At 50.5% G+C, this 10,641-nt stretch carries 23 protein-coding genes and 1 pseudogene; all 24 read left to right on the top strand.

Features of this window, described 5'->3' with window-relative positions; genetic code table 11:
• Positions 1-106 (top strand): annotated as a pseudogene (locus tag GSQ70_RS08975) (elongation factor Tu); the annotation flags it as partial.
• 165 nt (positions 107-271) lie between these two features.
• Complete coding sequence (gene bfd / locus GSQ70_RS08970) at positions 272-466, top strand: bacterioferritin-associated ferredoxin (protein ID WP_158782209.1); 195 nt, start codon at positions 272-274, stop codon at positions 464-466.
• Positions 467-550: 84 nt separating this feature from the next.
• Positions 551-1,027, top strand: a complete 477-nt coding sequence (bfr, locus tag GSQ70_RS08965) for a bacterioferritin (RefSeq protein ID WP_158782208.1) — start codon at positions 551-553, stop codon at positions 1,025-1,027.
• 333 nt (positions 1,028-1,360) lie between these two features.
• Positions 1,361-1,672, top strand: a complete 312-nt coding sequence (gene rpsJ, locus GSQ70_RS08960; RefSeq protein ID WP_001181005.1) for a 30S ribosomal protein S10 — start codon at positions 1,361-1,363, stop codon at positions 1,670-1,672.
• Positions 1,673-1,704: 32 nt separating this feature from the next.
• The gene (gene rplC, locus GSQ70_RS08955; protein ID WP_158782207.1) at positions 1,705-2,334 is read left to right on the top strand and encodes a 50S ribosomal protein L3; all 630 of its coding nucleotides are present in this window, start codon (positions 1,705-1,707) and stop codon (positions 2,332-2,334) included.
• A gap of 10 nt (positions 2,335-2,344) precedes the next feature.
• Entirely contained in the window at positions 2,345-2,950 is a 606-nt protein-coding gene (gene rplD / locus GSQ70_RS08950) for a 50S ribosomal protein L4 (protein WP_034899616.1), read from the top strand.
• Positions 2,947-3,249, top strand: coding sequence for a 50S ribosomal protein L23 (gene rplW, locus GSQ70_RS08945; RefSeq protein ID WP_105595770.1), 303 nt, complete (start codon positions 2,947-2,949; stop codon positions 3,247-3,249). Before rplD ends, rplW begins: the two co-directional genes overlap by 4 nt.
• Positions 3,250-3,266: 17 nt before the next feature.
• Positions 3,267-4,088, top strand: coding sequence for a 50S ribosomal protein L2 (rplB, locus tag GSQ70_RS08940; protein WP_158782206.1), 822 nt, complete (start codon positions 3,267-3,269; stop codon positions 4,086-4,088).
• 16 nt (positions 4,089-4,104) lie between these two features.
• Positions 4,105-4,383: a 30S ribosomal protein S19 gene (rpsS, locus tag GSQ70_RS08935; RefSeq protein WP_013204132.1), complete on the top strand. Its 279-nt coding sequence runs from the start codon at positions 4,105-4,107 to the stop codon at positions 4,381-4,383.
• A 14-nt stretch (positions 4,384-4,397) separates the two neighbouring features.
• On the top strand, positions 4,398-4,730 hold the full coding sequence (gene rplV / locus GSQ70_RS08930) for a 50S ribosomal protein L22 (RefSeq protein WP_000447532.1): 333 nt from the start codon (positions 4,398-4,400) through the stop codon (positions 4,728-4,730).
• A gap of 17 nt (positions 4,731-4,747) precedes the next feature.
• Complete coding sequence (gene rpsC / locus GSQ70_RS08925) at positions 4,748-5,446, top strand: 30S ribosomal protein S3 (protein WP_002919766.1); 699 nt, start codon at positions 4,748-4,750, stop codon at positions 5,444-5,446.
• 12 nt (positions 5,447-5,458) lie between these two features.
• Positions 5,459-5,869, top strand: a complete 411-nt coding sequence (gene rplP / locus GSQ70_RS08920; RefSeq protein WP_002438716.1) for a 50S ribosomal protein L16 — start codon at positions 5,459-5,461, stop codon at positions 5,867-5,869.
• Positions 5,869-6,060, top strand: coding sequence for a 50S ribosomal protein L29 (gene rpmC / locus GSQ70_RS08915; RefSeq protein ID WP_013204129.1), 192 nt, complete (start codon positions 5,869-5,871; stop codon positions 6,058-6,060). The genes rplP and rpmC overlap by 1 nt, the downstream gene beginning before the upstream one ends.
• Entirely contained in the window at positions 6,060-6,314 is a 255-nt protein-coding gene (gene rpsQ, locus GSQ70_RS08910; RefSeq protein ID WP_158782205.1) for a 30S ribosomal protein S17, read from the top strand. Before rpmC ends, rpsQ begins: the two co-directional genes overlap by 1 nt.
• 284 nt (positions 6,315-6,598) lie before the next feature.
• A complete protein-coding gene (gene rplN / locus GSQ70_RS08905; RefSeq protein ID WP_002919748.1) occupies positions 6,599-6,970 on the top strand; it encodes a 50S ribosomal protein L14 in 372 nt (123 codons plus the stop codon).
• Between the two features lie 10 nt (positions 6,971-6,980).
• A complete protein-coding gene (gene rplX, locus GSQ70_RS08900; protein WP_020322770.1) occupies positions 6,981-7,295 on the top strand; it encodes a 50S ribosomal protein L24 in 315 nt (104 codons plus the stop codon).
• Positions 7,296-7,309: 14 nt separating this feature from the next.
• Positions 7,310-7,849, top strand: a complete 540-nt coding sequence (rplE, locus tag GSQ70_RS08895; protein WP_013204126.1) for a 50S ribosomal protein L5 — start codon at positions 7,310-7,312, stop codon at positions 7,847-7,849.
• Positions 7,850-7,862: 13 nt separating this feature from the next.
• Positions 7,863-8,168 carry a 30S ribosomal protein S14 gene (gene rpsN, locus GSQ70_RS08890; protein WP_004160578.1) on the top strand — a complete coding sequence of 102 codons (306 nt, stop codon included), beginning with the start codon at positions 7,863-7,865 and terminating at the stop codon, positions 8,166-8,168.
• 30 nt (positions 8,169-8,198) lie between these two features.
• Positions 8,199-8,591, top strand: coding sequence for a 30S ribosomal protein S8 (gene rpsH / locus GSQ70_RS08885; protein ID WP_020322766.1), 393 nt, complete (start codon positions 8,199-8,201; stop codon positions 8,589-8,591).
• Between the two features lie 11 nt (positions 8,592-8,602).
• Positions 8,603-9,136 (top strand): 50S ribosomal protein L6, encoded by a 534-nt coding sequence (gene rplF / locus GSQ70_RS08880; protein WP_158782204.1) that lies wholly within the window; start codon positions 8,603-8,605, stop codon positions 9,134-9,136.
• A gap of 9 nt (positions 9,137-9,145) precedes the next feature.
• Positions 9,146-9,499, top strand: a complete 354-nt coding sequence (rplR, locus tag GSQ70_RS08875; protein WP_004160572.1) for a 50S ribosomal protein L18 — start codon at positions 9,146-9,148, stop codon at positions 9,497-9,499.
• 14 nt (positions 9,500-9,513) lie between these two features.
• Positions 9,514-10,014 (top strand): 30S ribosomal protein S5, encoded by a 501-nt coding sequence (gene rpsE / locus GSQ70_RS08870; RefSeq protein WP_020322763.1) that lies wholly within the window; start codon positions 9,514-9,516, stop codon positions 10,012-10,014.
• A 5-nt stretch (positions 10,015-10,019) separates the two neighbouring features.
• Positions 10,020-10,199 (top strand): 50S ribosomal protein L30, encoded by a 180-nt coding sequence (rpmD, locus tag GSQ70_RS08865; protein ID WP_004160569.1) that lies wholly within the window; start codon positions 10,020-10,022, stop codon positions 10,197-10,199.
• 3 nt (positions 10,200-10,202) lie between these two features.
• On the top strand, positions 10,203-10,637 hold the full coding sequence (gene rplO / locus GSQ70_RS08860) for a 50S ribosomal protein L15 (RefSeq protein WP_158782203.1): 435 nt from the start codon (positions 10,203-10,205) through the stop codon (positions 10,635-10,637).
• Positions 10,638-10,641: the final 4 nt, after the last annotated feature.

The following is a 10,641-nucleotide window of genomic DNA, read 5'->3' as shown; positions in this document are numbered from 1 at the left end:
TGTTACCCTGATCCACCCAATCGCGATGGACGACGGTCTGCGTTTCGCAATCCGTGAAGGCGGCCGTACTGTTGGTGCGGGCGTTGTTGCTAAAGTTATCGCTTAATTGCCGATGATTTGAAGTGGCGAAGTTCGCTTCGCCACAGCAAAGAAGAAGAGCACTCCGGTGCTCTTTTTTTTCGCCCGGATTTTAGCAAGCAGTTGCAGTGTGGATTGAAATAAAAACGATTCGCATTTACAATAGCATTCAGAAACTGTACGGGGTGGTATAATGTACGTCTGTTTGTGCAATGCAGTCAGTGATAAAACAATCCGCGAAGTGGTTCGCCGCTATCAGCCAAAATCGATCCAGCATCTGCGTCAGTTGGTGCCCGTTGGCAAACAATGTGGCAAATGTATCCGTGCCGCTCGCGAAATTATGGATGAAGAACTGCAGCACGCTCCGCAGTACAAAGAGATCGCCTGATAATCTCCCTGCTTTTTGTCATGGTTTTTTGACTTCCCTCATTCCGCGTCTACGATCTGAGTAACTGGAAGCGGAGGAAGCAAAATGAAGGGCGATGCAAAAATCATTAATCACTTAAATAAACTACTTGGAAATGAGCTGGTTGCGATTAACCAGTATTTCCTGCATGCGCGAATGTTCAAGAACTGGGGACTGATGCGCCTGAACGATATCGAGTATCACGAATCCATTGATGAAATGAAGCATGCGGACAAATACATTGAACGTATTCTGTTTCTCGAAGGCATACCAAATCTTCAGGATCTGGGCCGGTTGCGGATCGGTGAAGATGTGGAGGAGATGCTGAAATCGGATTTAGTGCTGGAGCTGGAAGGAGCCAAAGATCTGCGTGAGGCTATCGCGTACGCCGATAAGGTTCATGACTACGTCAGCCGGGATATGATGATAGTCATTCTTGAGGATGAAGAGCACCACATCGATTTTCTTGAAACCGAACTCGATCTGATCGGTAAAATTGGTATCCAGAACTACCTGCAGTCGCAAATAAAAGTAGAAGATTAAAAGGCAGTAGCAATGTCGTTGTACAAATTTACGCCGCTGAAACAGCCACTTCAGCGGCGTTGCCATTTCTGGAGCCGTTAAGCTTCCTTCCCGCCTTTGCCGCATTCCCCTGTTATTCGGATAAACAGGTTGCAATACCAGCACAGGCACGTATAATGCGCGGGCTTGTCAGAAATGACGGCCCGGTTCAATCTGAACCGCAGGCGGGCAATAAGCTCACCTGACAATACTCCCAATCGGGGAGTTATGTGCAGACGATTACACTCCCCCATCAATCGTAATGGGTGCGAGTAGTAATTTTTTTCGTTTATAAATAATTGGAGCTCTGGTCTCATGCAGAACCAAAGAATCCGTATCCGTCTTAAAGCGTTTGATCATCGTCTGATCGATCAATCAACTGCGGAAATCGTTGAGACTGCCAAGCGCACTGGTGCGCAGGTTCGTGGTCCAATCCCGCTGCCGACCCGCAAAGAGCGCTTTACCGTTCTGATCTCTCCGCACGTCAACAAAGACGCGCGCGATCAGTATGAAATTCGCACTCACAAGCGTCTGGTTGACATCGTTGAGCCAACTGAAAAAACGGTTGATGCTCTGATGCGTCTGGATCTGGCTGCAGGTGTTGACGTGCAGATCAGCCTGGGTTAATCAGGTCATTGAGCGATTGAGAGGTTGAAACAATGATTGGTTTAGTCGGTAAAAAAGTGGGCATGACTCGTATCTTCACTGAAGATGGCGTTTCTATCCCAGTAACCGTGATTGAAATTGAAGCAAACCGCGTGACTCAGGTTAAGAGCCTGGAAAACGACGGCTACACTGCTATCCAGGTAACTGCCGGCGCTAAAAAAGCTAACCGCGTCACTAAGCCTGAAGCTGGCCATTTTGCTAAAGCTGGTGTTGAAGCTGGCCGTGGTCTGTGGGAATTCCGTACCGCCGAAGGCGAAGAATTCACCGTAGGTCAGAGCATTAACGTTGATATTTTCGCTGAAGTGAAAAAAGTAGACGTTACTGGTACATCTAAAGGTAAAGGTTTTGCCGGTACTGTTAAGCGCTGGAATTTCCGTACTCAGGATGCTACCCACGGTAACTCCTTGTCTCACCGCGTTCCGGGTTCTATCGGTCAGAACCAGACTCCGGGCAAAGTGTTCAAAGGCAAGAAAATGGCAGGCCAGCTGGGTAATGAGCGCGTAACCGTTCAGAGCCTGGACGTAGTACGTGTTGACGCTGAGCGCAACCTGCTGCTGGTTAAAGGTGCAGTTCCCGGTGCTACCGGTAGCGACCTGATCGTTAAACCAGCTGTGAAGGCGTAAGGGGATAGCAATGGAATTAGTATTGAAAGACGCGCAAAGCGCGCTGACTGTTTCCGAAACTACCTTCGGTCGTGATTTCAACGAAGCGCTGGTACATCAGGTTGTTGTTGCTTATGCAGCAGGTGCCCGTCAAGGTACCCGTGCTCAGAAGACCCGTGCTGAAGTTACTGGTTCCGGCAAAAAGCCGTGGCGCCAGAAAGGTACCGGCCGTGCGCGTTCAGGTTCTGTTAAGAGCCCGATCTGGCGTTCCGGTGGCGTGACCTTCGCTGCGAAGCCTCAGGACCACAGTCAAAAAGTAAACAAAAAGATGTACCGCGGCGCGCTGAAAAGCATCCTGTCCGAACTGGTACGTCAAGATCGTCTGATCGTTGTCGAGCAGTTCTCTCTGGAAGCACCTAAAACTAAGCTGCTGGTAGAGAAACTGAAAGACATGGCGCTGGAAGACGTGCTGATCATCACTGGCGAACTGGAAGAGAACCTGTTCCTGGCCGCTCGCAACCTGTACAAGGTTGACGTACGTGATGCAGCGGGTATCGACCCAGTTAGCCTGATCGCCTTCGACAAAGTCGTTATGACTGCTGACGCAGTTAAGCAAGTTGAGGAGATGCTGGCATGATCCGTGAAGAACGTCTGCTGAAAGTACTGCGCGCGCCGCACGTATCTGAAAAAGCGTCTGCTGCGATGGAAAAAACCAATACCATCGTTCTCAAAGTTGCTAAAGACGCGACCAAAGCAGAAATCAAAGCCGCTGTACAGAAGCTTTTCGAAGTGGAAGTAGAGGTCGTTAACACCCTGGTTGTTAAAGGGAAAGTTAAACGTTCCGGTCAGCGTATTGGTCGTCGTAACGACTGGAAAAAAGCTTACGTCACCCTGAAAGAAGGCCAGAATCTGGACTTCGTCGGCGGCGCTGAGTAAGTCGGAGGAGAAGAACAATGGCAGTTGTTAAATGTAAACCGACATCTCCGGGTCGTCGCCATGTAGTTAAAGTGGTAAACGCGGAGCTGCACAAGGGCAAACCATTTGCCCCGCTGGTAGAGAAAAACAGCAAATCCGGTGGCCGTAACAACAATGGTCGTATCACTACCCGTCATATCGGTGGTGGTCACAAGCAGGCTTACCGTATTATTGACTTCAAACGCAATAAAGACGGTATCCCGGCAACCGTTGAACGTCTTGAGTACGATCCGAACCGCTCTGCGAACATCGCACTGGTTCTGTACAAAGACGGCGAGCGCCGTTACATCCTGGCCCCTAAAGGCCTGAAAGCTGGCGACCAGATTCAGTCTGGCGTTGATGCTGCGATCAAAGCAGGTAACACCCTGCCGATGCGTAACATCCCAGTGGGTTCCACTGTGCACAACGTAGAAATGAAACCAGGCAAAGGCGGTCAGATTGCTCGCTCAGCTGGTGCTTACGTGCAGATCGTTGCTCGTGAAGGTTCCTACGTTACCCTGCGTCTGCGTTCAGGTGAAATGCGTAAAGTCGAACTCGACTGCCGCGCGACCCTGGGTGAAGTCGGTAACGCTGAGCACATGCTTCGCGTTCTGGGTAAAGCCGGTGCTGCTCGTTGGCGTGGTGTTCGTCCTACCGTTCGCGGTACTGCGATGAACCCAGTCGACCACCCACACGGTGGTGGTGAAGGTCGTAACTTTGGTAAGCACCCGGTTTCACCGTGGGGCGTTCAGACCAAAGGTAAGAAGACCCGCAGCAACAAGCGTACTGATAAATTTATCGTACGTCGCCGTAGCAAATAATTTTAGAGGATAAGCCATGCCACGTTCTCTCAAGAAAGGTCCTTTTATTGACCTGCACTTGCTGAAGAAGGTAGAGAAAGCGGTGGAAAGCGGAGACAAGAAGCCTTTGCGCACCTGGTCCCGTCGTTCAACGATCTTCCCTAACATGATCGGTTTGACCATCGCTGTCCATAATGGTCGTCAGCACGTTCCTGTCTTTGTTTCCGACGAAATGGTCGGTCACAAACTGGGTGAATTTGCACCGACCCGTACTTATCGCGGCCACACGGCTGATAAAAAAGCCAAGAAACGCTAAGGTAGGAGGAAGAGATGGAAACTATCGCTAAACATCGCCACGCTCGTTCTTCTGCTCAGAAGGTTCGCCTGGTAGCGGATCTTGTACGCGGTAAGAAAGTGTCGCAGGCTCTGGACATTCTGACCTACACCAATAAGAAAGCGGCTGTACTGGTTAAGAAGGTTCTGGAATCTGCCATTGCTAACGCCGAACACAACGATGGCGCTGACATTGATGATCTGAAAGTGACGAAAATCTTCGTCGACGAAGGCCCTAGCATGAAGCGCATTATGCCGCGTGCAAAAGGTCGTGCAGATCGCATCCTGAAGCGCACCAGCCACATTACTGTGGTTGTGTCCGATCGCTGAGACTCTGGAGACTAGCAATGGGTCAGAAAGTACATCCTAATGGTATTCGCCTGGGTATTGTTAAACCCTGGAACTCTACCTGGTTCGCAAATACCAAAGAATTCGCTGACAACCTGGACAGCGATTTTAAAGTCCGCCAGTTCCTGACTAAAGAACTGGCTAAAGCGTCCGTATCTCGTATCGTTATCGAGCGCCCGGCCAAGAGCATCCGTGTGACCATTCACACCGCTCGTCCTGGTATCGTTATCGGTAAGAAAGGCGAAGACGTAGAAAAACTGCGCAAGGTCGTAGCGGATATCGCTGGCGTTCCTGCACAGATCAATATCGCCGAAGTCCGTAAACCGGAACTGGACGCTAAATTGGTTGCTGACAGCATCACTTCACAGCTGGAGCGTCGTGTGATGTTCCGTCGTGCTATGAAGCGTGCTGTACAGAACGCAATGCGTCTGGGCGCTAAAGGGATCAAAGTTGAAGTTAGTGGCCGTCTGGGCGGTGCTGAAATCGCGCGTACCGAATGGTACCGTGAAGGCCGCGTGCCGTTGCACACCCTGCGTGCTGACATTGACTACAACACCTCTGAAGCGCACACCACTTATGGTGTAATCGGCGTTAAGGTATGGATCTTCAAAGGTGAGATCCTGGGTGGTATGGCTGCTGTTGAACAACCGGAACCGGCTGCTCAACCTAAAAAGCAGCAGCGTAAAGGCCGTAAGTAAGGAGAGTCGCTGATGTTACAACCAAAGCGTACAAAATTCCGTAAAGTGCACAAAGGCCGCAACCGTGGTCTGGCGCAGGGTACGGATGTTAGCTTCGGTACTTTCGGTCTGAAAGCTGTTGGCCGTGGTCGTCTGACTGCACGTCAGATCGAAGCAGCACGTCGTGCTATGACCCGTGCAGTTAAGCGTCAAGGTAAAATTTGGATCCGTGTATTCCCGGACAAACCAATTACCGAGAAGCCGCTGGAAGTGCGTATGGGTAAAGGTAAAGGTAACGTGGAGTATTGGGTTGCCTTGATCCAGCCGGGTAAAGTCCTGTATGAAATGGACGGCGTACCGGAAGAACTGGCCCGTGAAGCATTCAAGCTGGCAGCAGCAAAACTGCCTATCAAAACCACCTTTGTAACTAAGACGGTGATGTAATGAAAGCAACTGAGCTGCGTGAAAAAAGCGTTGAAGAGCTGAACACTGAGCTGCTTAACCTGTTGCGGGAGCAGTTTAACCTGCGCATGCAGGCAGCATCCGGCCAGCTGCAACAGTCTCATCTGTTGAAGCAAGTGCGTCGTGATGTTGCACGCGTTAAGACTTTACTGACTGAGAAGGCGGGTGCGTAATGACCGATAAAATCCGTACTCTGCAAGGTCGTGTAACTAGCGACAAAATGGAGAAATCCATTGTTGTCGCTATCGAACGTTTCGTGAAACACCCAATCTACGGTAAGTTCATTAAGCGTACGACCAAACTGCACGTACATGACGAGAGCAATGAATGTGGGATCGGCGACAAGGTAGAAATCCGCGAGTGCCGTCCACTGTCCAAGACTAAGTCCTGGACCCTGGTTCGCGTTATCGAGAAAGCCGTTCTGTAAGAAGAACTTTTTCTCTGCAAAAAACCCCCGCCTGTCGGGGGTTTTTTCTTTTCCGGCCCAGAAAGCTGAGAAAGTGTGCAGATAGCGATTGCTACGGGATGAACAATTCCTTAGAATGTCGCGTTCCTCATTTTAGAGGTTCAAATATCGGCTCGATATGAGCCGTTTATTTTTTCTACCCATATGCGAGATGCGGTGTTATAATACTGCGCCCTCAATAATGGGGCTTTTATACGACCTGAATCAGGTCCCGAAGTAGTAGTTGACATTAGCGGAGCACTAAAATGATCCAAGAACAGACTATGCTGAACGTCGCCGACAACTCCGGTGCACGTCGCGTAATGTGTATCAAGGTTCTGGGTGGCTCGCACCGTCGCTACGCAGGCGTAGGCGATATCATCAAAATTACCATCAAGGAAGCAATTCCTCGCGGTAAGGTTAAGAAAGGTGATGTGCTGAAAGCGGTAGTGGTGCGCACCAAGAAGGGTGTTCGTCGCCCGGACGGTTCTGTCATTCGCTTCGATGGTAATGCATGCGTTATTTTAAACAATAACAGCGAGCAGCCTATCGGAACGCGTATTTTTGGGCCGGTAACTCGTGAACTTCGTACTGAAAAGTTCATGAAAATTATCTCTCTGGCACCAGAAGTACTCTAAGGAGCGAAAAATGGCAGCTAAAATCCGTCGCGATGACGAAGTTATCGTGCTGACCGGCAAAGATAAAGGTAAGCGCGGTAAAGTAAAAAATGTCCTGTCTTCTGGCAAGGTCATTGTTGAAGGTATCAACCTGGTTAAGAAACATCAGAAGCCGGTTCCGGCCCTGAACCAACCAGGCGGCATCGTTGAAAAAGAAGCTGCTATTCAGGTTTCTAACGTTGCACTTTACAACACTGCCACCGGCAAGGCTGACCGTGTAGGCTTTAGATTCGAAGACGGCAAAAAAGTCCGTTTCTTCAAGTCTAACAGCGAAACTATCAAGTAATTTGGAGTAGTACGATGGCGAAACTGCATGATTACTACAAAGACGAAGTAGTTAAACAACTCATGACTGAGTTTAGCTACAATTCTGTCATGCAAGTCCCTCGGGTCGAGAAGATCACCCTGAACATGGGTGTTGGTGAAGCGATCGCTGACAAGAAACTGCTGGATAACGCAGCAGCCGATCTGGCAGCAATCTCCGGTCAAAAACCGTTTATCACCAAAGCACGCAAATCAGTTGCAGGCTTCAAAATCCGTCAGGGCTATCCGATCGGCTGTAAAGTGACTCTGCGTGGTGAACGCATGTGGGAGTTCTTTGAGCGTCTGATTTCTATTGCTGTTCCACGTATCCGTGACTTCCGTGGCTTGTCCGCTAAGTCTTTCGATGGCCGTGGAAACTACAGCATGGGCGTTCGTGAGCAGATCATCTTCCCAGAGATCGACTATGACAAAGTCGACCGCGTTCGTGGTTTGGATATCACCATTACCACTACTGCGAAATCTGATGATGAAGGCCGCGCACTGTTGGCTGCTTTTAACTTCCCGTTCCGCAAGTAAGGCAGGGTTACTGATGGCTAAGCAATCAATGAAAGCACGCGAAGTCGTTCGCGTGAAACTGGCTGACAAGTACCGCGCTAAACGCGAGGAACTGAAAGCTATCATTTCAAGTGTGAACTCATCCGACGAAGATCGTTGGAATGCTGTTCTCAAGCTGCAAACTCTGCCGCGTGATTCCAGCCCGTCTCGTCAGCGCAAGCGCTGCCGCCAAACTGGCCGTCCACATGGTTATGTGGGCAAATTCGGGTTGAGCCGTATCAAGTTACGTGAAGCCGCTATGCGCGGTGAAGTACCAGGCTTGAAAAAGGCTAGCTGGTAATTACCAATTGAATCACGGGAGTAAAGACAGATGAGCATGCAAGATCCGATCGCGGATATGCTGACCCGTATCCGTAACGGTCAAGCCGCGAACAAAGTTGCGGTCACCATGCCTTCCTCCAAGCTGAAAGTGGCAATTGCCAACGTGCTGAAGGAAGAAGGCTATATTGAAGAATTTAAAATCGAAGGCGACACCAAGCCAGAACTGGAACTGACTCTTAAGTATTTCCAGGGCAAGGCAGTGGTAGAAAGCATTCAGCGTGTAAGCCGTCCAGGTCTGCGTATCTACAAACGCAAAGACGAACTGCCAAAAGTGATGGCTGGACTGGGTATCGCTGTTATTTCTACCTCTAAAGGTGTTATGACCGATCGTGCAGCGCGCCAGGCTGGTCTTGGTGGCGAAATTATCTGCTACGTAGCTTAACGGAGGAAAGAATGTCTCGTGTTGCTAAAGCACCTGTCGTCATTCCTGCCGGCGTAGAGGTAAAACTCAACGGTCAGGTTATTTCGATTAAAGGTAAAAACGGCGAGCTGACTCGTACCATCAACGCTGCTGTAGAAGTTAAGCATGCTGACAACGCCCTGACTTTCGCTCCGCGCGAAGGCTTCACGGATGGTTGGGCGCAGGCTGGTACTTCTCGTGCACTGCTGAACGGTATGGTTATCGGTGTTACCGAAGGCTTCACTAAGAAGCTGCAGCTGGTTGGTGTAGGTTATCGTGCAGCCGTTAAAGGCAACTCCGTGAGTCTGGCCCTGGGCTTTTCTCACCCGGTTGACCACGCGCTGCCAGCGGGAATCACTGCTGAATGTCCAACTCAGACTGAAATCGTGCTGAAAGGCGCTGATAAACAGCTGATTGGTCAGGTAGCAGCCGATCTGCGCGCCTACCGTCGTCCTGAGCCTTATAAAGGCAAGGGTGTTCGTTACGCCGACGAAGTCGTGCGTACCAAAGAGGCTAAGAAGAAGTAAGGTAACACTATGGATAAGAAATCTGCTCGTATCCGTCGTGCGACCCGCGCACGCCGCAAGCTCAAAGAGCTGGGTGCAACTCGCCTGGTGGTACATCGTACCCCGCGTCATATTTACGCACAGGTAATTGCTCCTAACGGTTCTGAAGTTCTGGTTGCTGCTTCTACAGTAGAAAAAGCAATCAGTGAGCAACTGAAGTACACCGGAAACAAAGACGCCGCCGCAGCTGTTGGTAAAGCAGTCGCTGAGCGCGCAATCGAAAAAGGCATCACTGGTGTTTCTTTCGACCGCTCTGGTTTCCAATATCATGGTCGTGTCCAGGCACTGGCAGATGCTGCCCGTGAAGCTGGCCTACAGTTCTAAGGTAGAGGTGTAAGATGGCACACATCGAAAAACAAGCTGGCGAACTGCAGGAAAAGCTGATCGCGGTAAATCGCGTATCGAAAACCGTTAAAGGTGGTCGTATCTTCTCCTTCACTGCTCTGACAGTGGTAGGTGACGGTAACGGTCGCATCGGTTTTGGTTACGGTAAAGCGCGTGAAGTTCCAGCAGCGATCCAGAAAGCGATGGAAAAAGCCCGTCGCAATATGATTAATGTCGCGCTGAACGACGGCACCCTGCAGCACCCTGTTAAAGGTGTGCACACAGGTTCTCGTGTGTTCATGATGCCGGCTTCTCAAGGTACCGGTATCATCGCCGGCGGTGCAATGCGCGCCGTACTGGAAGTCGCTGGGGTTCATAACGTTCTGGCTAAAGCCTACGGTTCCACTAACCCGATTAACGTGGTTCGTGCAACGCTGGATGGCCTGGCCAACATGAATTCTCCAGAAATGGTCGCTGCCAAGCGTGGCAAATCCGTTGAAGACATTCTGGGGTAATGACCATGGCTAAGACTATTAAGATTACACAAACCCGCAGCTCGATCGGACGTTTGCCGAAACACAAGGCAACGCTGCTTGGCCTGGGTCTGCGTCGTATTAACCACACCGTAGAGCGTGAAGACACGCCAGCTGTACGCGGTATGGTTAACGCGATTTCCTACATGGTTAAAGTGGAGGAGTAACAGATGCGTTTAAATACTCTGTCTCCGGCCGAAGGGTCTAAGCACGCGACTAAACGTCTGGGTCGTGGTATCGGTTCTGGCCTCGGTAAAACCGGTGGTCGTGGTCACAAAGGTCAGAACTCTCGTTCTGGCGGTGGCGTACGTCGCGGGTTCGAAGGTGGTCAGATGCCTCTGTACCGTCGTCTGCCGAAATTCGGTTTCACCTCTCGCAAAGCAGCAGTAACCGCAGAAGTGCGTCTGTCTGACCTGGCGAAAGTTGAAGGCGGTATCGTCGACCTGAACACGCTGAAAGCAGCCAACATTATCGGTATTCAGATTGAATTCGCTAAAGTTATTCTGTCTGGCGAAGTCTCTGCACCGGTAACGGTTCGCGGTCTGCGTGTCACTAAAGGCGCTCGTGCTGCAATCGAAGCTGCTGGCGGTAAAATTGAGGAATAAGTAG

It is taken from the genome of Pantoea sp. BAV 3049, assembly GCF_009765445.1.
Lineage (GTDB): Bacteria > Pseudomonadota > Gammaproteobacteria > Enterobacterales > Enterobacteriaceae > Erwinia.
Note: the sequence above shows the minus strand (reverse complement) of the source record. Positions and strands in the feature narration are given on the sequence as shown.